Annotated in this window: 16 protein-coding genes; 12 read left to right on the top strand and 4 right to left on the bottom strand. The window is 61.3% G+C overall.

The window, feature by feature from the left end; all coding sequences use genetic code 11:
- Window positions 1–14 precede the first annotated feature (14 nt).
- Window positions 15–656 carry an oxidoreductase gene (locus V7773_RS25040; RefSeq protein ID WP_003205912.1) on the top strand — a complete coding sequence of 214 codons (642 nt, stop codon included), beginning with the start codon at window positions 15–17 and terminating at the stop codon, window positions 654–656.
- 202 nt (window positions 657–858) lie between these two features.
- Here V7773_RS25040 and V7773_RS25035 read toward each other — a convergent pair whose 3' ends face one another.
- The 4 genes from V7773_RS25035 to V7773_RS25020 all read right to left on the bottom strand — a co-directional run bounded on the left by V7773_RS25035 (window position 859) and on the right by V7773_RS25020 (window position 5,356).
- Window positions 859–1,143: a YceK/YidQ family lipoprotein gene (locus tag V7773_RS25035; RefSeq protein ID WP_123343947.1), complete on the bottom strand. Its 285-nt coding sequence runs from the start codon at window positions 1,141–1,143 to the stop codon at window positions 859–861.
- The gene (gene ubiX / locus V7773_RS25030; RefSeq protein ID WP_336075790.1) at window positions 1,136–1,783 is read right to left on the bottom strand and encodes a flavin prenyltransferase UbiX; all 648 of its coding nucleotides are present in this window, start codon (window positions 1,781–1,783) and stop codon (window positions 1,136–1,138) included. Before ubiX ends, V7773_RS25035 begins: the two co-directional genes overlap by 8 nt.
- Window positions 1,780–3,129 carry a UDP-N-acetylmuramate:L-alanyl-gamma-D-glutamyl-meso-diaminopimelate ligase gene (mpl, locus tag V7773_RS25025; protein WP_336075787.1) on the bottom strand — a complete coding sequence of 450 codons (1,350 nt, stop codon included), beginning with the start codon at window positions 3,127–3,129 and terminating at the stop codon, window positions 1,780–1,782. Before mpl ends, ubiX begins: the two co-directional genes overlap by 4 nt.
- Before the next feature lie 319 nt (window positions 3,130–3,448).
- A complete protein-coding gene (locus V7773_RS25020) occupies window positions 3,449–5,356 on the bottom strand; it encodes a sigma-54-dependent Fis family transcriptional regulator (protein WP_336075785.1) in 1,908 nt (635 codons plus the stop codon).
- Between the two features lie 531 nt (window positions 5,357–5,887).
- Here V7773_RS25020 and exaC point away from each other — a divergent pair.
- The 11 genes from exaC (at window position 5,888) to V7773_RS24965 (ending at window position 20,074) form a co-directional block, all read left to right on the top strand.
- On the top strand, window positions 5,888–7,408 hold the full coding sequence (gene exaC / locus V7773_RS25015; RefSeq protein ID WP_072345441.1) for an acetaldehyde dehydrogenase ExaC: 1,521 nt from the start codon (window positions 5,888–5,890) through the stop codon (window positions 7,406–7,408).
- Between the two features lie 274 nt (window positions 7,409–7,682).
- On the top strand, window positions 7,683–9,053 hold the full coding sequence (gene eat, locus V7773_RS25010; RefSeq protein ID WP_336075784.1) for an ethanolamine permease: 1,371 nt from the start codon (window positions 7,683–7,685) through the stop codon (window positions 9,051–9,053).
- A 135-nt stretch (window positions 9,054–9,188) separates the two neighbouring features.
- Complete coding sequence (locus tag V7773_RS25005; protein WP_336075782.1) at window positions 9,189–10,583, top strand: ethanolamine ammonia-lyase subunit EutB; 1,395 nt, start codon at window positions 9,189–9,191, stop codon at window positions 10,581–10,583.
- Between the two features lie 11 nt (window positions 10,584–10,594).
- Window positions 10,595–11,419, top strand: a complete 825-nt coding sequence (eutC, locus tag V7773_RS25000; protein WP_336075780.1) for an ethanolamine ammonia-lyase subunit EutC — start codon at window positions 10,595–10,597, stop codon at window positions 11,417–11,419.
- A gap of 107 nt (window positions 11,420–11,526) precedes the next feature.
- A complete protein-coding gene (locus V7773_RS24995; protein WP_063324211.1) occupies window positions 11,527–11,988 on the top strand; it encodes a GNAT family N-acetyltransferase in 462 nt (153 codons plus the stop codon).
- A 684-nt stretch (window positions 11,989–12,672) separates the two neighbouring features.
- Window positions 12,673–13,320 (top strand): DedA family protein, encoded by a 648-nt coding sequence (locus V7773_RS24990; protein WP_063324210.1) that lies wholly within the window; start codon window positions 12,673–12,675, stop codon window positions 13,318–13,320.
- 6 nt (window positions 13,321–13,326) lie between these two features.
- On the top strand, window positions 13,327–14,139 hold the full coding sequence (locus V7773_RS24985; protein WP_336075777.1) for a zinc-dependent peptidase: 813 nt from the start codon (window positions 13,327–13,329) through the stop codon (window positions 14,137–14,139).
- Between the two features lie 111 nt (window positions 14,140–14,250).
- Window positions 14,251–14,778: an inorganic diphosphatase gene (ppa, locus tag V7773_RS24980; RefSeq protein WP_003205933.1), complete on the top strand. Its 528-nt coding sequence runs from the start codon at window positions 14,251–14,253 to the stop codon at window positions 14,776–14,778.
- Window positions 14,779–14,973: 195 nt separating this feature from the next.
- Window positions 14,974–15,705, top strand: coding sequence for a LexA family transcriptional regulator (locus tag V7773_RS24975; protein ID WP_063324208.1), 732 nt, complete (start codon window positions 14,974–14,976; stop codon window positions 15,703–15,705).
- A 561-nt stretch (window positions 15,706–16,266) separates the two neighbouring features.
- The gene (locus V7773_RS24970) at window positions 16,267–18,762 is read left to right on the top strand and encodes a type I restriction-modification system subunit M (RefSeq protein ID WP_336075771.1); all 2,496 of its coding nucleotides are present in this window, start codon (window positions 16,267–16,269) and stop codon (window positions 18,760–18,762) included.
- Complete coding sequence (locus tag V7773_RS24965) at window positions 18,755–20,074, top strand: restriction endonuclease subunit S (protein WP_336075770.1); 1,320 nt, start codon at window positions 18,755–18,757, stop codon at window positions 20,072–20,074. Before V7773_RS24970 ends, V7773_RS24965 begins: the two co-directional genes overlap by 8 nt.
- Window position 20,075: the final 1 nt, after the last annotated feature.

The raw sequence follows: 20,075 nt of genomic DNA, 5'->3' as shown, positions 1-20,075 counted from the left end.
AAGGGGGAAACACTATGTACTTGACGCCTCAGCATGTTTTGCTCGCCGGTGCTACCGGGCTGACCGGGGAACACCTGTTGGACCGGCTGCTCAATGAGCCGACCATCACTCGCGTATTGGCGCCTTCACGCCGGCCACTGGCTGAACATCCACACTTGGAAAACCCGGTTGGGGAGCCGGCCCAGGTGCTGCCACAACTCAGTGGCCAGGTCGACATCGCCTTCTGCTGCCTCGGCACAACCATCAAGAAAGCCGGCTCTGAAGCCGCCTTCCGCGCGATAGACCTGGACCTGGTCGTGGCGTTTGCCAAGCGCGCCCGGGAGTTGGGCGCACGGCACCTGGTGGTGATCAGCGCACTGGGGGCCGACGCCAAGTCATCGATCTTCTACAACCGGGTCAAAGGCGAAATGGAGGCCGCACTCAAGGCCCAGGGCTGGCCGCAACTGACCATTTGCCGGCCTTCCCTGCTGCTGGGCGACCGGGTTGAACCGCGCCTGGCCGAGCAACTGGCCGGGCCCTTGTCAAAGCTGATTCCAGGCAAGTATCACGGCATCGAAGCCTGCCAACTGGCCCGGGCCATGTGGCGTCTGGCGCTGGAAGAGCAGGATGGGGTGCGGGTGGTGGAGTCGGATGAGTTGCGTAAGCTGGGCAAATAGGCATGTGGTGCCTGGTCGCGATGGGCGTCCCACCGATCCAAAGCCAAGCGCTTATTGTGGCGAGGGAGCTTGCTCCCGCTGGGCTGCGAAGCGGCCCCAAGCTTCTGGGTTTGACTCAAATCCTAAGGCGACTGCTGCGCAGTCGAGCGGGAGCAAGCTCCCTCGCCACGGGTAAATCGGCTCATCACAGAGCACGCGTGCGCTACAACCCACCGGTCGCCTGAAACCCCACCCCTATCGCCGTGAACAACGACAACGGCAACAACAAGGTATCGAGCAACGCACTGCCCGGCAGATCGACGCCAGGGTAACTCGGCGCCTCGGCGCCAAAGCGGTCCTTGGCACAGCAGCCGCCGTTGAGGGCGTACAGATCCAGGCGCGTGCCCGCATACACCACCGGCGCCCCAGGCTTGGCGGCGTCGAGGGTGCGGGCGGTGGCGCAGCCGGTCAGCTGCAGCGCCAGCAGCACGATCAGCAGCTTATTCATCGCTGCTCAAATGATGCTCGCCCCAGCGCGGCAACATGTCCTGGGGGATGTTCAGCAGGTTGAGAATCCGCGCCACCACAAAATCGATCAGGTCATCGATGGTCTGCGGCAGGTGATAGAAACCCGGCGACGCCGGCAGGATGGTCACGCCCATGTTCGACAGCTTGAGCATGTTCTCCAGGTGAATGCTCGAATACGGCGCTTCCCGCGGCACCAGGATCAACTGGCGGCGCTCCTTGAGCGTGACGTCCGCGGCCCGTTCGATCAGGTTGTTGCAGGCGCCGTTGGCAATCGCCGACAGCGTCCCGGTGGAACACGGCACCACCACCATGGCCGCCGGCGCCCCGGAGCCCGAGGCCACCGGCGACATCCAGTCTTCCTTGCCGTACACGCGAATCTGCCCCGCCGCCGCCCCGGTGTATTCGGTGAGGAAAGCCTGCATCATCTGGGTCTTGGACGGCAGGGTCACGTCGGTCTCGGTGGCCATCACCAGTTGCGCGGCCTTGGAGATGAGGAAGTGCACTTCGCGGTCTTCCCGCACCAGGCAATCGAGCAGGCGCAAGCCGTACTGGACACCGGAAGCACCGGTCATCGCCAGGGTAATGCGTTCCGGGCCACTGCCCTCCAAGTGAGTGTTCATTTCAGGGCCTCGGCCAGTTTGCCGTGCAGGCCGCCGAAGCCGCCATTGCTCATGATCACCACGTGGGTGCCGGGCTGGGCCTGGCTCTTCACGCGCTCGATGATGCCTTCCAGGGAATCACTGACAATCGACGGCACCGTACACAGCGCGGCGGTGGCGCCGAGGTCCCAGCCGAGGTTGGCCGGTGCGTACCAGATCACCTGGTCGGCATCGACCACGCTTTCCGGCAGGCCATCACGGTGCGCGCCGAGCTTCATGGAGTTGGAACGCGGCTCGATGATCGCAATCAGTGGTGCATCGCCGACGCGCTTGCGCAAACCGTCGAGGGTGGTGGCGATGGCCGTTGGGTGGTGGGCGAAGTCGTCATAAATAGTGATGCCGTTGACCTCGGCGACTTTCTCCATCCGCCGCTTCACGCTCTTGAACGCGCTCAACGCAGCAATGCCCATGGACGGCACCACGCCAACATGCCGGGCCGCTGCCAAGGTGGCCAGGGCGTTGGCGACGTTGTGCTGGCCGGTCATGTCCCACTCGACCACGCCCTGGGACACGCCTTCGAACATCACCTCGAACTGCGAACCGTCGTCCTTGAGCAACTTCACCTGCCATTGGCCGCCCGCACCGGTGGTTTGCACCGGGGTCCAGCAGCCCATCTCGATCACCCGCTGCAACGCCGGTTCGGTGGTTGGGTGAATCACCAGGCCTTCGCTGGGGATGGTGCGCACCAAATGATGGAACTGCCGCTCGATGGCCGGCAGATCGGGAAAGATGTCTGCATGATCGTACTCAAGGTTATTGAGGATCGCCGTGCGTGGACGGTAGTGGACGAATTTCGAGCGTTTATCGAAAAACGCGCTGTCGTACTCATCGGCCTCGATCACGAAGAACGGCGTGCCGCCCAGGCGCGCCGACACCGAGAAATTCTGCGGCACGCCGCCGATCAAGAAGCCCGGGCTCATGCCCGCGTGCTCCAGCACCCAGGCGAGCATGCTGCTGGTGGTGGTCTTGCCGTGGGTACCGGCCACGGCCAGGACCCAACGGCCCTGCAACACATGATCGGCCAGCCACTGCGGCCCGGACACGTACGGCAGGCCCTTGTTGAGCACGTACTCCACCGCCGGGTTGCCCCGGGACATGGCGTTGCCGATGACCACCAGGTCTGGCGCCGGATCCAGCTGCGCCGGGTCATAGCCCTGGGTCAGCTCGATGCCCTGGGCTTCCAGCTGCGTGCTCATCGGCGGATAGACGTTGGCGTCGGACCCGGTGACGTGATGGCCCAGCTCCTTGGCCAGGACCGCCATCGAACCCATGAAAGTGCCGCAAATACCGAGAATATGGATGTGCATAGTCGACCTCATAAACATGGCCGCAGGTTAGCGTAGGGAGGGGGAAATCGCACCTTGTGTTTCGACTTCACGCCGCTGAAGCACCGCAAATCACCTGTGGGAGCTTGCTCGCGATAGCGGTGGGTCAGCTTGCGGCGATGTTGAATGTGCCGCCGTCATCGCGAGCAAGCTCGCCCACAGTTGAATGTGCAACCCGGCTTTTGTGGCGAGGGAGCTTGCTCCCGCTGACTACGCAGCAGTCCCCCCCCAAAAACAGGGCCGCTGCGCGCCCCAGCGGGAGCAAGCTCCCTCGCCACAACAGCGGTCAGCAGTCAGTGCTTTATCGGGCGATGGCGTGTTTGCGCAGCTTCCGGTAGAGGGTGTTGCGGCTGATGCCCAGTTGTTCGGCGGTGTGGGTCATGTGCCAGCGCTGGCGTTCCAGGGCGTCGATCAAGGCCAACCGCTCGGCATCGTCCAGCGGCCGCTCGGCCACCGCTTCGACCACCACCGTGGCCGGGCGCTGGCGGATCATCGCCGGCAAGTCTTCCAGGCCGATCCGCCCGCCGTCGCACAGCGCGGCCAGGGTACGCAGCACGTTACGCAGTTGCCGCACATTGCCCGGCCAGTCGAACCCCAGCAAGGCCTGGCGCGCCGGTTCGTCGATGGACACCGTCTCGCCCCCACTCTCTTCAGCCAGCAGAAAATCCAGCAACTGCGACTTGTCACTGCGCTCGCGCAACGCCGGCAGCGGGATTTCCAGGCCATTAAGGCGGTAGTACAGATCCTCGCGGAAACTGCCGTCCCGCACCCGGTCGAGCAGATGCCGGTGAGTGGCGCTGATGATGCGCACGTTCACCGCCTCGGGTTCGCCGCCGATGGGCACCACCTGGCGATCTTCCAGCACCCGCAGCAAACGGGTCTGCAAGGCCAAGGGCATGTCGCCGATTTCATCGAGGAACAGCGTGCCGCCATCGGCCTGTTGCAGCTTGCCGCGCATGCCTTCCTTGCGCGCGCCGGTGAAGCTGCCGCCGCGATAACCGAACAGCTCGCTCTCGATCAGGCTTTCCGGGATGGCCGCGCAGTTAAGGGCGACGAAGTGCTTGCCGGCGCGCTGACTGGCATGGTGCACAGCCTTGGCGAACGCTTCCTTGCCGGAGCCGGTTTCGCCCTGAATCAGCAGCGGCACATCGCGCTCGAACACCCGCAGCGCCTTGCGAAAATGTTCCTGTAACGCCGCATCCCCCAGGCAGATGCCCGGCAGGCGGGCGGGCTCCATAATCTTGAGCGCTGGCGCAACCGCCACCGGCACACTGCGCGGCTGCCCACGCAGTACCGCGAACAAATGCCGGCCGTCACGGGTGCGCAACGGCCAACTGGCGCTGGCCTGGGGGCTGGCGCGACCGAGCAACTCGTCCAATGAACAGTCGAAAAAATCCTCCACCCGCTGGCCCAGCAAGCTGCCGCGAATATGCCCCAACAGGTTGAGGGCGCTCTGGTTGACGGCGCTGATCCGGCCTTCGCCGTCGAATGCCAGCAGCCCTTCGCTGAACAGCCCCACGGACTCGGCCTGCAGGTGGAAGCGCAGCAGCCATTGATTGTCGAAGCAACGCAGGAAATAGCAGCTCTCGATCATCTTCGCCGAGAGATTGACCAGGGCCATGGTGTGGAACTGGCTCTGGCGCGACACGTCCGGCCGTGCCGAAGACACGTCGAGCACCGCCAGCAGTTCGCCCTGGGGGTCGAAGACCGGGCTGGCCGAGCAGGTCAGGCCGGTGTGGCGGCCACGAAAATGTTCTTCCTGGTGGATGGTCAGGGCCTGGCGCTCCACCAAACAGGTGCCGATGCCGTTGGTGCCTTCGCAGGCTTCGCTCCAGTCGGCGCCGAGCCAGAGGCCGGCCCGTTCGAAAATCTTCCGTTCGCTGGGGGCGGTGACGCAATTGAGGATCACGCCCCGGGCGTCGGTCAGCAACACCGCGTGGCCGGCGCCGGAGAGTTGCTGATGCAGGCTGGTCATTTCATTGCCGGCGATGTGCAGCACTTGCTGCAAGCGCTCGCGGCTTTCCAGCACCCGGCCATGTTCGAGCACCGTCGGCGCCAGGTTCTGCGCCGGGTCGAGGTGATAATCCTCGAGGCAGCGCAGCCAGGAACGGGCAATCGACGGATCGCTGCCAGGGCCCTGCAAATGGGCCTTGCCCTGGGTGACCGTGAGGACTTGCTGGGCATGGCGACTCAAGTGGTTGCTGTGCATTTCTTATTATTCTCCCCGAAGGACCTTTGGACCTAACAACACATACCCCGTGGCGAGGGAGCTTGCTCCCGCTGGGCTGCGCAGCAGCCCCAAAACCTGAGTTTGCGGTGTATCAGGCTGACCGAGTTGGCTGCCTTGCCACGAAAGGCGCAATCGGTGTTGAAGCGACAAAAAAGCTTGGGTCTGCTGCGCAGCCCAGCGGGAGCAAGCTCCCTCGCCACAAAAGCTGTCCTGCCACAAAAATACAGTTGCCGGGATTCCAGGATCGAAGCCCAGCATCCTCCAGCCCAACCGGCAATGCAATGCTGGCGCGACCTGTCAGTCACAGACTGTCTCGTATCTGGCACAAACTGTCACACCCGCTGTATCGCAAGCGTCACACACCCCATCCGTTTGTCCGACCAACTCCTCCTAAAGTCTTGATTTACGGGCCCTGCAAGGCAATGGCCCAACCTTTGCTCTAGGCTTAATTACCGGCGCTCAATTTTGCGCGGCCTCCCGTATAAGCACAAAAGCCAAGGAGAACTCATCATGCGTTACGCTCACCCCGGTACTGAAGGCGCTATCGTTTCGTTCAAGAGCAAATACGGTAACTACATCGGCGGCGAGTTCGTCGCGCCGGTCAAAGGTCAGTACTTCACCAATACTTCGCCGGTCAATGGCCAGCCCATTGCCGAATTCCCGCGCTCCACGGCCGAAGACATCGAAAAAGCCCTGGACGCCGCCCACGCTGCCGCTGATGCCTGGGGTGCCACGTCGGCCCAGGCGCGTTCGCTGGTCCTGCTGAAAATCGCCGACCGCATCGAGCAGAACCTCGAAGTGCTGGCGATCACCGAATCCTGGGACAACGGCAAGGCCGTGCGTGAAACCCTCAACGCCGACATCCCCCTGGCCGCCGACCACTTCCGCTACTTCGCCGGTTGCCTGCGGGCCCAGGAAGGCGCCGCTGCCGAGATCGACGGCAACACCGTGGCCTACCACATCCATGAACCATTGGGCGTGGTCGGGCAGATCATCCCGTGGAACTTCCCGCTGCTGATGGCCGCCTGGAAACTCGCCCCGGCCCTGGCCGCCGGTAACTGCGTGGTGCTCAAGCCAGCCGAGCAAACCCCGCTGGGCATCTGCGTGCTCATGGAACTGATCGGCGACCTGCTGCCGCCCGGCGTGCTGAACGTGGTGCAAGGCTTCGGCAAAGAAGCCGGTGAAGCCCTCGCCACCAGCAAGCGCATCGCCAAGATCGCCTTCACCGGTTCCACCCCGGTGGGCTCGCACATCATGAAGTGCGCCGCCGAGAACATCATCCCGTCCACCGTGGAACTGGGCGGCAAGTCGCCGAACATCTTCTTCGAAGACATCATGCAGGCCGAGCCGAGCTTCATCGAGAAGGCCGCCGAAGGCCTGGTGCTGGCATTCTTCAACCAGGGCGAAGTCTGCACCTGCCCATCCCGCGCCCTGGTGCAGGAATCGATCTACGACGAATTCATGCAAGTGGTGATGAAGAAAGTCCTGCAGATCAAACGCGGCGACCCGCTGGACACCGACACCATGGTCGGCGCCCAGGCGTCCGAACAGCAATTCGACAAGATTCTTTCGTACCTGGAAATCGCCAAGGGCGAAGGCGCCGAACTGCTGACCGGCGGCAAAGTGGAAAAACTCGAGGGCAACCTGGCGACTGGGTATTACATCCAGCCAACCCTGCTCAAGGGCACCAACAAGATGCGCGTGTTCCAGGAAGAAATCTTCGGCCCAGTGGTGAGCATCACCACCTTCAAGGACGAAGCCGAAGCCCTGGCGATCGCCAACGACACCGAGTTCGGCCTCGGCGCTGGCCTGTGGACCCGCGACATCAACCGCGCCTACCGCATGGGCCGGGCGATCAAGGCCGGTCGCGTCTGGACCAACTGCTACCACCTGTACCCGGCGCACGCCGCGTTCGGTGGCTACAAGAAGTCCGGCGTGGGGCGTGAAACCCACAAGATGATGCTCGATCACTATCAGCAGACCAAAAACCTGCTGGTGAGCTACGACATCAATCCGCTGGGGTTCTTCTAACCCTGCGGAAAGATCGTTGAGGGGATCGTTCCCACGCTCTGCGTGGGAATGCCTCAACGGACGCTCCGCGTTCGGCTTTTTGGGACGCAGAGCGTCCCGGGCTGCATTCCCACGCAGAGCGTGAGAACGATCGACTGGCACAACCCCTTGCTCGCGAGGGCGCTCTCACACACAGAATCAATGCCCCACCGCTCTGGCATGAGCCTTGCGTGCCCGCTCCACAGCAAACCCGAAAGTCCAACAGATCAAACAATAAAAAAGACAGAGAGGACTTATGACTTCTACCACCCAACTCAAACCCACACTCGGCACCCTGCATTTATGGGGCATCGCCGTCGGCCTGGTGATTTCCGGCGAGTACTTCGGCTGGAGCTACGGCTGGGGCACCGCCGGGACCCTCGGGTTTCTCGTCACCGCCCTCATGGTGGCGTTGATGTACACCTGCTTCATCTTCAGTTTCACCGAACTGACTACCGCCATTCCTCACGCCGGCGGGCCGTTTGCCTACAGCCGACGAGCCTTCGGCGAGAAAGGCGGGTTGATCGCCGGCATCGCCACCCTGATCGAGTTCGTCTTTGCGCCCCCGGCCATCGCCATGGCGATTGGCGCCTACCTCAATGTGCAATTCCCGGAACTGGACCCCAAGCTGGCGGCGGTCGGCGCGTACATCATCTTCATGACCCTGAACATCCTCGGCGTCAGCATCGCCGCCGCCTTCGAGCTGGTGGTCACCGTGCTGGCGGTCGCCGAATTGCTGGTGTTCATGGGTGTGGTCGCGCCGGGCTTCAGCTTCAGTAATTTCGTGCTCAACGGCTGGGCCGGCTCCAATGAGTTCAGCCTTGCCTCGATCCCGGGCATTTTCGCGGCGATCCCCTTCGCGATCTGGTTCTTCCTCGCCATCGAAGGCGCGGCCATGGCCGCCGAAGAAGCCAAGGACCCGAAACGCACGATCCCCCGCGCTTACGTCAGCGGCATCCTGACCCTGGTGTTCCTGGCCATCGGCGTGATGATCATGGCCGGCGGCGTGGGTGACTGGCGCACCCTGTCGAACATCAACGACCCGCTGCCTCAGGCCATGAAGGCCGTGGTCGGCAACGATTCAACGTGGATGCACATGCTGGTGTGGATCGGCCTGTTCGGCCTGGTGGCGAGTTTCCACGGAATCATCCTCGGCTATTCGCGGCAGTTCTTCGCCCTGGCCCGGGCCGGCTACCTGCCCCGTGGCCTGGCGAAACTGTCGCGTTTCCAGACCCCGCACCGGGCGATCCTGGCCGGCGGCGTGATCGGCATCGCGGCGATCTACAGCGATGGCCTGGTCAACCTGCAAGGCATGACGCTGACGGCGGCGATGATCACCATGTCGGTGTTCGGCGCCATCGTGATGTACATCATCAGCATGCTCAGCCTGTTCAGGCTGCGTAAGACCGAGCCGAACCTGGAACGCACCTTCCGCGCCCCGGGCTACCCGATCGTGCCAGGCATTGCGCTGTTCCTGGCGGTGGTGTGCCTGGTGGCGATGGCGTGGTTCAACATGGTGATTGGCCTGGTGTTCCTGGCGTTCATGGTTGTCGGCTACCTGTATTTCCAACTGACCGCCAAGCAACGCTCCGGTGCACCGGCGGACGCTATGCTCACAGGTATCTGAAAGTTGCACCGGCGCCGGGCTGAGGGTCCGGTGCTTGCCATTTAAAAGTGCACACCAACCCCCTGTGAGAGCAAGCGCCCACAGGGTTATGGGGTGTGTATTAAAGTTTTTTAGAGAATCAGGAGGACACCGCCCATGGCCGCATTCGCCCATTCCGTCGGCGCCCAGACCTATCGCTTCGACAGCCTCAAGGACCTGATGGCCAAGGCCAGCCCGGCGCGTTCCGGGGATTTCCTGGCCGAGGTCGCCGCGCTCAACGATGGCGAGCGGGTGGCCGCGCAAATGGCCCTGGCCGACCTGCCCCTCAGCCATTTCCTGCAAGAAATGCTGATTCCTTACGAGGTCGACGAAGTCACCCGGCTGATCGTCGACACCCACGATAAACAAGCCTTCGCCACCGTCAGCCACCTCACGGTTGGCGGCTTTCGCGATTGGCTGCTCAGCGACGCCGCCGATGAACAGAGCCTGCGAGCGCTGGCCCCGGGCCTGACGCCGGAAATGGTCGCCGCCGTGTCGAAAATCATGCGCGTGCAGGACCTGGTACTGGTGGCGCAGAAAATCCGCGTGGTGACCAAGTTCCGCGGCACCCTCGGCCTGCGCGGGCGCTTGTCCACGCGCCTGCAACCCAACCACCCTACCGATGAACCCGCCGGGATCGCCGCGAGCATCCTCGACGGCCTGCTCTACGGCAACGGCGACGCCATGATCGGCATCAACCCGGCCACCGACAGCACCGCCTCGATCTGCGCCATGCTGGAAATGCTCGACGCCATCATCCAGCGCTACGACATCCCCACCCAAGGCTGCGTGCTGACCCACGTCACCACCTCCATTGAAGCGGCCAACCGTGGCGTGCCCCTGGATCTGGTGTTCCAGTCCATCGCCGGCACCGAAGCGGCCAACGCCAGTTTCGGCATCAACCTCAACGTGTTGAAAGAAGGCTACGACGCCGGGCTCAGCCTGAATCGCGGCACCCTCGGCAACAATCTGATGTATTTCGAAACCGGCCAGGGCAGCGCGCTGTCGGCCAACGCCCACCACGGCGTCGATCAACAGACCTGCGAGACGCGAGCCTACGCCGTGGCACGGTATTTCAAGCCGTTTTTGGTGAACACGGTTGTAGGATTCATCGGCCCGGAATACCTGTACAACGGCAAACAGATCATCCGCGCCGGCCTCGAAGACCACTTCTGCGGCAAGCTGCTGGGCGTGCCGATGGGCTGCGACATCTGCTACACCAACCACGCCGAAGCCGACCAGGACGACATGGACACCCTGCTGACCCTGCTCGGCGTGGCCGGGATCAACTTCATCATGGGCATCCCTGGCTCCGACGACATCATGCTCAACTACCAGACCACCTCGTTCCACGACGCCCTCTACGCCCGCCAGACCCTGGGCCTGAAGCCTGCGCCGGAATTCGAAACTTGGCTGGCAAACATGGGCATCTTCACCCAGGCCGATGGCCGGGTGCGGTTCGGCGACAACCTGCCACCGGCGTTCCGTCACGCCTTGGCACATCTGGGATAAGTGAGCTGCCCATGGATAAAAAACCTGTCGACCCACAAAACCCTTGGCTGAACCTGCGCAACCTCACCCCGGCACGCATAGCCCTGGGCCGCACCGGCACCAGCCTGCCGACCCAGGCGCAATTGGACTTCCAATACGCCCACGCCCAGGCCCGCGATGCCGTGCACCTGGCGTTCGATCATCAGGGCATTCGCGCGCAACTGAGCGAGCGCGGCCGTGAGAGCCTGTTGCTCCACAGCGCGGCGGCCGACCGACACAGCTATCTACAGCGTCCGGACCTGGGCCGACGGCTCGACGACGTTTCTGCGCAAGTTCTGGATGACTACGCCAAGGCCCATCCCGGCGGTGTGGACTTGGCAATCGTGGTGGCCGACGGCCTGTCGGCGCTGGCGGTGCATCGGCATACCTTGCCGTTTCTGGCGCGCCTGGAAGAACAGATCGTCGCTGACGGTTGGTCGGTATCGCCCGTGATTTTGGTGGAACAAGGCCGCGTCGCCGTGGCCGATGAAGTGGCACAGCGGCTCGGCGCGAAAATGTCGGTGATCCTCATCGGCGAACGCCCCGGCCTCAGTTCCCCCGACAGCCTGGGGCTGTATTTCACCTACGCCCCCAAGGTCGGCCTGACCGATGCCTATCGCAACTGCATCTCCAATGTCCGCCTCGAAGGCCTGAGCTACGGCATGGCGGCCCACCGCCTGATCTACCTGATGCGCGAAGCCTGCCGCCGCCAGCTCTCGGGGGTCAATCTGAAGGACGAAGCCCAGGTTCACACTCTAGAGTCGGAAAATACTGCCGATATGAAAGGTAACTTCCTACTCATGCCGCCCCGAAACTGATCCGTTTATCCGATTGCGTTTTTGATCCGCTTTCAGGCAGCATCAAAAGCACGGCAGCGCGAAGTTGTTGTCTGAATATCTGTCGACCTCTGCAGACGAGACCTACCATGCGGATTATCCAAGCGACCCTGGAACACCTGGACCTGCTGACCCCATTGTTCGTCAAATACCGGGAATTCTACGGCTCACTGCCCTACCCGGACTCGTCCCGAGCCTTCCTTGAAAAGCGCCTGCGCCGCAAGGAATCGGTGATCTACCTGGCCTTGCCCGATGACGACGACAACAAGCTGCTGGGCTTTTGCCAGCTCTACCCGAGCTTCTCGTCGCTGTCGCTCAAGCGCGTGTGGATCCTCAACGACATCTACGTCGCCGAAGACGCCCGCCGCCAACTGGTGGCCGACAACCTGATCCGCACCGCGAAAAAAATGGCCAAGGAAACCAACGCCGTGCGCATGCGCGTCTCCACCAGCAGCAACAACGAAGTGGCGCAGAAAACCTACGAATCGATCGGCTTCAAGGAAGACACCGAGTTCAAGAACTACGTATTGCCGATCAGCGAAAGCATCTGACCCTCAGCGTGCAGCAAGCCCCCCCTGTGGCGAGGGAGCTTGCTCCCGCTGGGCTGCGCAGCAGCCCCAAAACCTAAGCACGCGGTGCATCAGACTGACCGAGTCGCCTGCCTCAGGACCGCTCCGCGCCCCAACGGGGATAAATCCTCACACCACAAAACCAGCGCACACCCATCCCCCTGACACACCACCAAACTCTCTGTGGCGAGGGGATTTATCCCCGCTGGGCTGCGAAGCAGCCCCAAAACCTGAGCACGCGGAGCATCAGATTAACCGAGTCGCCTGCCTCAGGACCGCTCCGCGCCCCAACGGGGATAAATCCCCTCACCACAAAACCAGCACACACCAATCCCCCTGACACACCCCCCAACCCTGTGGCGAGGGAGCTTGCTCCCGCTGGGCTGCGAAGCAGCCCCAAAACCTAAGCACGCGGTGCATCAGATTGTCCGAGCCGGCTGATTCAGGGCCGCTTCGCGCCCCAGCGGGAGCAAGCTCCCTCGCCACAAGAGCCCTCACTCAATCGCACACCGTCGAAATCCCCAGCTACAAACTCACCCCGCTCCCCGCCCTTCACCCCGTATAATGCCGCTCTTCCCGGCTTGTAAGAAAAAGCTACACACTCTGTAGCCACTCCAAGCCCGACCCAAAGCCTGCCGAGCCAGGCCACCACCACAGGTGTTATGCATGGATTTCAATCCCCTCGACCTCATCCTGCACCTCGACGTCTATCTCGACATGCTGGTGACCAACTACGGAACCTGGGTCTACGCCATCCTGTTCCTGGTGATCTTCTGTGAAACCGGCCTGGTGGTCACACCCTTCCTGCCCGGCGATTCCCTGCTGTTCATCGCCGGCGCCGTCGCCGCCGGTGGCGCCATGGACCCGCTGCTGCTGGGCGGCCTGCTGATGCTCGCGGCCATCCTCGGCGACAGCACCAACTACCTCATCGGCCGCACCGCTGGCGAAAAACTGTTCAGCAACCCCAACTCGAAAATCTTCCGCCGCGACTACCTGCAGCAAACCCACGACTTCTACGACAAACACGGCGGCAAAACCGTGACCCTGGCGCGCTTCCTGCCGATCATCCGCACCTTCGCCCCCTTCGTCGCCGGCGTCGGCAAGATGAATTACCTGCGTTTCTTCGGCTTCAGCGTCCTCGGCACCGTCCTCTGGGTCGGCGGCCTGGTGACCCTCGGCTACTTCTTCGGCAACGTGCCCTTCATCAAGCAGAACCTGTCGCTGCTGGTGGTGGGCATCATCCTGGTGTCACTGCTGCCGATGATCATCAGCCTGGTGCGCAGCAAACTGAGCCAACGCGCTTCGAAAGCCTGATCGCCCATGTGGTCCCTGAGCAACTGGCGCCGCCAACGCACCCTCGCCAAACACCCCGTCCCCGAGGAAACCTGGCAACGGGTGCGCCAACAATTGAGCTTCCTCGACGGCATCAGCGCCGCCGAGGACCAATGGCTGCGCGAGGCCTGCGTACTGTTCCTGCACGATAAACACCTCACCGCCCTGCCCGGCGTCGAACTGCACCAGGAACAACGCCTGCTGCTCGCCGCCCAGGCCCAATTGCCGCTGATGCACCTCGGCGAGCTGAACTGGTACCAGGGCTTCCACGAAATCGTCCTCTACCCCGACGACTTCCTCAGCCCCCAGCGCTACCGCGACGCCAGCGGCATCGAGCACGAATGGGACGGCGAACACAGCGGCGAAGCCTGGCCCCAAGGCCCGATCATCCTGGCCTGGGACGGCGTGATGGCCAGCGGCGGCTGGGACGGCTACAACCTGGTGATCCACGAACTGGCGCACAAACTCGACATGCTCAACGGCGACGCCAACGGCCTGCCACCGCTGCACCCCGGCATGCGCGTCAGCGACTGGGCCGAAGCCATGCAACAGGCCTTCGACGACCTCGACCGCCAACTCGACCACAACCCCGACACACAAACCCTCATCGACCCCTACGCCGCGGAAAACCCGGCGGAGTTCTTCGCCGTCACCAGCGAATACTTCTTCAGCGCCCCGGACCTGCTGCACCAGGCCTATCCAAAGGTCTATGAACAGCTAAAGGCCTTCTACCGCCAGGATCCTTTGGCCCGGCTGCGGCAACTTCAGGCCGAAGATCCGGTCTATCAGGCGTCATACTAAGGTCTCTACGACCCTGGTAACGTGGCATCAGCGGCTGAATATGCCTATAATCGCCGCCACTTTTTGGTCAATCCGACCAGTCATTTGGTCAACTAACGGGGGCACCGCCCAATGAGCTACAGCAAGATTCCGGCTGGCAAAGACCTGCCGAACGACATCTACGTCGCGATCGAAATCCCGGCCAACCACGCCCCGATCAAATACGAAATCGACAAAGACAGCGACTGCCTGTTCGTTGACCGTTTCATGGCCACCCCCATGTTCTACCCGGCCAACTACGGTTACATCCCCAACACCCTGGCCGACGACGGCGACCCCCTCGACGTGCTGGTCGTGACCCCTTACCCGGTTGCCCCAGGTTCGGTCATCCGCGCCCGTCCAGTCGGCATCCTGAACATGACCGACGACGGCGGCGGCGATGCCAAAGTCATCGCAGTGCCACACGACAAACTGTCGCAACTGTACGTCGACGTGAAGGAATACACCGACCTGCCACCGCTGCTGATCCAGCAGATCGAGCACTTCTTCGCGAACTACAAAGACCTCGAAAAAGGCAAGTGGGTCAAGATCGAAGGCTGGGCCGGTGCAGACGCCGCCCGCGAAGCGATCACCAAGTCGGTTGCCGCCTACAAAGGCTGAAACAAACTTGATAAAGAACCCCGGTTTGCCCCGGGGTTTTTTTATGTCTTAATGGTTCTTAATACAAAATCGTATTAACACTGTTTAACTGCGTTTAGCCCGCGCCTTTCAAATCCTGCAAACGGAAAGATCGTCTTATATATTTGCACGACTTGTTTATTGCCGAAAACATCGTCGCCCCTAAACTTTCCGTTTATGAAAAAGATCTCCAGTGGCGACCGCTTCAGAGCCCTTCTAAAAGAAGCCCATATCCGTTCCGCCGACTTCGCGAAGTTATACGGCGTGAAATCCCAGCACGTGAACAACTGGTTCAACCGTGGCATCCCACCCCGGCGCATCCACAGCATCGCCAGCCTGCTGACCGTCAGCCCAGAATGGCTCGCCCACGGCGAAGGCCCGCAAACCCCTTTGGGCCTGGGCCCCGGCACCACCTACGACGCCGCCGAAGTCCAAGGCGTCTACAGCGTGGTAGAACCCACGGACATTGAACTGCCCTTCTACAAGGAAGTCCCCATCGCCCCCGGCGAAACCAAAACCCACATCACCGAAATCCCCGACCAATCCATCCGCCTGCCCCGCAGCCACCTCGACTCTCTGGAAATAAACCCCAGTGACGCCATCTGCACCACCATGGTCGGCGACAGCATGGCCGAACGCATCGCCGACGGCTCCACCCTCGCCATCGACCGCGGCCTGACCCAAATCGTCGACGGCCAAATCTACGCCCTCGAACACGACGGCATGCTCCGCATCAAATACCTGCACCGCATCCCCGGCAACCGCCTGCGACTGCGCAGCCACAACAGCGCGGCCTACCCGGACGAAGTCTTCAGCGCCGAACAGATCGACGCGCAGAACATACGGGTGATTGGCTGGGTGTTCTGGTGGTCCACCCTCAACAAACAGAGACCGCCGGTATGCGACTAACCCACCCGAACGGAAAGACAGGCAAAGCGCCTCGTGCCGAGGAGCCTTGTGGTGAGGAGCTTTGTAGTGAGGAGCTTTTGTGGCGAGGGAGCTTGCTCCCGCTGGGCTGCGCAGCAGCCCCCTGCTTTTACCCGAATCACCCTAACCCAATGATTCCACACCACTTACCACTGGGATTCTGCCAAAAACCCGCGTATCCTCCGCCCCACATTTGCGAGCCCACGCCTCGCACCGACAAGGCAGATCACTTTCTGACCAAGTCCCACAGCCGGCCGCAAGAGCCGGATGTACGTTTTGAAGGCTGGTAAGGTTTGTCAAAAACGAGCTGAATCAGTCAACGAGAAGCCGGCCATAAGCCGGCTTTTTTATGTCTGCGATCTTTACTTATCTTCGCGCGACGGCATTTAAGCGTAAGCATCCGGGCATCCTGTCTTGCGCCACCCAACCTGACCCCGTACAACCGAGACTGCTCAGTGTCAGGCTTGGATTGGGATACAATCCCCGGCATTTAATACCATCAGGATCGGCATCCGCTCCTGAGTGCCCACAAGAGATTCCGCAATGCCCCTCACGCTGCAACAACTGGAACGCCATCTGTTCAAGGCTGCCGATATTCTGCGCGGCAAGATGGATGCCTCGGAGTTCAAGGAATACATTTTTGGCATGCTGTTCCTCAAGCGCTGCTCCGACGTATTCGAGGAGCGCTATGAGCAGGTCGTTGCCGATGAGATAAACGCTGGCAAGAGCAAGGCCGAGGCCTTTGTCTCGGCGGAAAATCCGCGCTGGTACAAGCGTGACGGTAATTTTTGGGTGCCCAGCCATTCGCGCTTCAAATATTTGCTCAACGAAGCGCACATCAACGTCGGCAACCTGCTCAACAAGGCGCTGGGTGGCATCGAGGAAAATAACGTCTCCCTGGAAGGGGTACTGGAGCACATCGACTTCACCCGCAAGGTAGGCCAGAGCAAGATTCCCGATCAGAAGCTGCGCCAACTCATCACCCACTTCGGTGACGTGCGCCTGCGCAACAGTGACTTCGAATTCCCTGATCTACTCGGCGCAGCCTACGAGTACCTGATCGCCGAGTTCGCCGACTCGGCCGGCAAGAAAGGTGGTGAATTCTATACGCCGCGCTCTGTTGTGCGGCTGATGGTGCACCTGCTCAAGCCGACCCTGGCTCACGATGTCTACGACCCCTGTTGTGGCTCGGGCGGTATGTTGATCGCAGCCAAGGAATATATCGAAGAGCACGGCGAAGATGGCCGCAAGGCCAACCTGTTCGGCCAGGAATTCAACGGCACCGTCTGGTCCATCGCGCAGATGAACATGCTGCTGCACGGCATCAGCAACGCCTGGCTGGAGAACGAAGATACCCTGGCCGACCCTCGGCATATCGAGGGCGGCGAACTGCGCCGCTTCGACCGCATCCTCACCAACCCACCGTTCTCCATCAACTGGGGCCACACCGAGAAAAGCCCAGATGGCAGCCTGGCCTGGAACCCGACATTCCGCGAGCAGCGCTTCCGTTTCGGCGAAGTGCCACTAGGCTCGAAAAAAGCCGACTTGATGTTCCTCCAGCACATGCTCGCCGTCGCCCGTGACGAAGGCATGATCGCCACCGTACTGCCCCATGGCGTGCTGTTCCGGGGCGGTGAGGAGCGCGGCATCCGCGCTGGCATTATCGAGAACGACCTGCTCGAAGCAGTGATCGGCCTGCCGGCCAACCTGTTCTATGGCACCGGCATTCCGGCATGCATCCTCATCCTGCGCCAACAAAAGCAGGAAGGCGCCAACCGTGTCAGCGCCAAGCCTGCCGAGCGCCAGGGCAAGGTGCTATTTATCAACGCTGACCGCGAATACTTTGAGGGCCGTGCGCAGAACTACTTGCTGCCCGAGCACATTGAGAAGATCACCACCGCCTTCAATGAATTCCGACGGATCGACGGCCTCAGCGATGTGATGGATATCGCCACCCTACGTGCCAACGACTACAACCTTAACATTCGCCGCTATGTGGATAACGCACCGCCGCCCGAGCCACATGATGTGCGTGCCCACCTGCTGGGCGGTGTGCCCAAGGCCGAAGTCGAAGCGAAAGCCCCGCTGTTCGCCGCCCACGGATTCGATCCTTATGACCTTTTCATCGCGCGCGACGCGCAATATTTCGACCTTCGCGACGGGCTAAGCCGCCGCGCTGACCTAAAGCCGGCCATCGAAGGCAATGCCGGCCTGCAGATCAAGGAAGCCGCCCTGCGGGATGCCTTCGAGACCTGGTGGCACGCACACAGCCCGCGCATCACCGCCCTGGCTGGGACGCTGGATAACAGCGCTGCGCTAGTCGAATTGCGCGGCGAGCTGCTGGCTAGCTTTAGCCAGACGCTGGAAGGCATCGGCCTGCTCGACCCCTTCCAGGTCAGGGGCATCGTTGCAGGCTTCTGGTACCAGAGCAAATACGACTTCCTCGGCCTGATGGCCCGTGGCAGCCGGGGCGTGATTGATGCCTGGCGCACCAGCATCATCACCGCACTGGAAGACAAGGCCAGCAAGCAAAGCCCACTGGAACACAAGCTGGTGAAATTCCTGCTCGGCGATTTCGTTGCCGAGTTGGCCGAGCTGGAAGCGAAAAAGGCCGAACTGGATAGCCTGCTCAAGGCTGCCGCCCCAACCAAAGGGGAGGATTCTGACGAGGCAGACGGTGAGGCGGATACAGACAACGAGGAAAACCCCATCGACGACGCCCAGCTCAAGGCCTGGAAAGCCGAACTGACCAAGGTGAAGAAACAGCACAAAAACCAGCAGGAAAACTTCGCCAGCCACCTGAATCAGGCCGTCGACGGGCTGGACGAACAGCAAGCTGCCGAACTGCTGCTAACCATTCTGCACAACGACATGCAGGCCATCGTCGAGCGCTATATCGCCGTCCAGCGTAAGCAGATAGTCGCGACTTTCGAGAACTGGTGGGACAAATATCGGGTGACGCTGAACGATATCGAGCACAAGCGAGATGCAGCGGCAGAGACGTTGCAGGGGTTCCTGAAGGGGTTAGGGTATGTCTGAACATGAGCAGCCTTGGGAGAAAGCCCCCCTTTCGGACGTTTTTTGCATTGGCAGAGAGCAAGTTTCCCCAAGCCGACAACCAAAAGCTACATTCACCCATTACAGCATCCCGGCTTGGGACGAATTTGGCGGGCCCTCAATCGAATTGGGCGAGTCTATAGAGAGTAACAAAACAGCAATCAGCGGACCTTCTGTACTGGTTTCGAAGCTCAATCCGCGAAAGCCCCGCGTTGCAGTCATCGAGGCACCAGAGAAGCGAACGTGTTGCTCTACCGAGTTCATTTGCTATCAACCAAAGAAAGCGGGCGAGAACTTGCGATTCTGGGGGGAGTACCTCTATTCGCAAGAGTTTTCCGCTCGACTGGCACGCGTTGCAATCGGATCAACAAATAGCCATACGCGAGCCTCCCCGCATGAAACATTAGGTTGGTTGGTTCCTTCCGTACCTCTTGCTGAGCAGGAAGTCATCGCCCAAATCCTCGACACCCTCGACACCGACATCCGCGAAACCAAGGCGCTGATCGACAAGCTCAAGACCATCAAGCAGGGCCTGCTGCACGACCTGCTAACCCGTGGCATCGACTCCAACGGCCAACTGCGACCGCCACATAGCGACGAGCCGCACCTCTACAAGAAGTCGCCGTTGGGGTGGGTACCGAGGGAGTGGAAGATTGAGCCGATCATCAACCTGACTTCCAACTCAGTGATCGGGCCATTCGGCAGTGACCTTATTGCCTCCGACTACCGAGATTCAGGAGTGCCAGTGATCTTTGTGCGGGACGTTAAGCCGGATCAACTCATGTGGAAGAGTAATGTCTTCGTGAGTGCCAGTAAGGCACAAGCTTTGGCTGCGCATGAGGTCCGAGCAGGAGATGTAGTTGCCACAAAGATGGGGTTGCCACCATGTGTGGCTGCCGTTTACCCAGAATCTATGCCATGCGGAATTGTGACTGCAGACATCGTTCGCCTGCGGCCATATACAGATCGTATCTGCCCTGACTGGATGTCGATATTCATCAACTCTTCAGCCGTCGCCAAGCAAGTCGAGCAGATAACTGCTGGCGTAACTCGCCCCAAGGTTACTTTGCGTGATGTTCGGAATCTTCTGATCGGACTCCCCCCCATCAAAGAGCAGCAGCGGGTTTTAGTTCGACTGACCGCATTGCAATCACGGATTCAGCTAGAAGAAGCATCATATGAAAAGCTCATCGCAGAGAAATCCGGTCTTATGGACGACCTGCTAAGCGGCCGCATCCGCGTCACCCCACTAATGGAATCGAAGCAGCAAGCGGCTGCACTAACGGAAGCCTGAT

The sequence above is a fragment of the Pseudomonas sp. 3JA genome, from assembly GCF_036961705.1.
Classification (GTDB): Bacteria; Pseudomonadota; Gammaproteobacteria; order Pseudomonadales; family Pseudomonadaceae; genus Aquipseudomonas; species Aquipseudomonas fluorescens_Q.
Note: the sequence above shows the minus strand (reverse complement) of the source record. Positions and strands in the feature narration are given on the sequence as shown.

What these genes read in the sequence shown, in the direction of transcription:
- V7773_RS25040 (WP_003205912.1), top strand. Translation starts at nt 15, where the DNA reads ATGTACTTGACGCCTCAGCATGTTTTGCTCGCCGGTGCTACCGGGCTG.
- V7773_RS25035 (WP_123343947.1), bottom strand. Translation starts at nt 1,143, where the DNA reads ATGAATAAGCTGCTGATCGTGCTGCTGGCGCTGCAGCTGACCGGCTGC.
- ubiX (WP_336075790.1), bottom strand. Translation starts at nt 1,783, where the DNA reads ATGAACACTCACTTGGAGGGCAGTGGCCCGGAACGCATTACCCTGGCG.
- mpl (WP_336075787.1), bottom strand. Translation starts at nt 3,129, where the DNA reads ATGCACATCCATATTCTCGGTATTTGCGGCACTTTCATGGGTTCGATG.
- V7773_RS25020 (WP_336075785.1), bottom strand. Translation starts at nt 5,356, where the DNA reads ATGCACAGCAACCACTTGAGTCGCCATGCCCAGCAAGTCCTCACGGTC.
- exaC (WP_072345441.1), top strand. Translation starts at nt 5,888, where the DNA reads ATGCGTTACGCTCACCCCGGTACTGAAGGCGCTATCGTTTCGTTCAAG.
- eat (WP_336075784.1), top strand. Translation starts at nt 7,683, where the DNA reads ATGACTTCTACCACCCAACTCAAACCCACACTCGGCACCCTGCATTTA.
- V7773_RS25005 (WP_336075782.1), top strand. Translation starts at nt 9,189, where the DNA reads ATGGCCGCATTCGCCCATTCCGTCGGCGCCCAGACCTATCGCTTCGAC.
- eutC (WP_336075780.1), top strand. Translation starts at nt 10,595, where the DNA reads ATGGATAAAAAACCTGTCGACCCACAAAACCCTTGGCTGAACCTGCGC.
- V7773_RS24995 (WP_063324211.1), top strand. Translation starts at nt 11,527, where the DNA reads ATGCGGATTATCCAAGCGACCCTGGAACACCTGGACCTGCTGACCCCA.
- V7773_RS24990 (WP_063324210.1), top strand. Translation starts at nt 12,673, where the DNA reads ATGGATTTCAATCCCCTCGACCTCATCCTGCACCTCGACGTCTATCTC.
- V7773_RS24985 (WP_336075777.1), top strand. Translation starts at nt 13,327, where the DNA reads ATGTGGTCCCTGAGCAACTGGCGCCGCCAACGCACCCTCGCCAAACAC.
- ppa (WP_003205933.1), top strand. Translation starts at nt 14,251, where the DNA reads ATGAGCTACAGCAAGATTCCGGCTGGCAAAGACCTGCCGAACGACATC.
- V7773_RS24975 (WP_063324208.1), top strand. Translation starts at nt 14,974, where the DNA reads ATGAAAAAGATCTCCAGTGGCGACCGCTTCAGAGCCCTTCTAAAAGAA.
- V7773_RS24970 (WP_336075771.1), top strand. Translation starts at nt 16,267, where the DNA reads ATGCCCCTCACGCTGCAACAACTGGAACGCCATCTGTTCAAGGCTGCC.
- V7773_RS24965 (WP_336075770.1), top strand. Translation starts at nt 18,755, where the DNA reads ATGTCTGAACATGAGCAGCCTTGGGAGAAAGCCCCCCTTTCGGACGTT.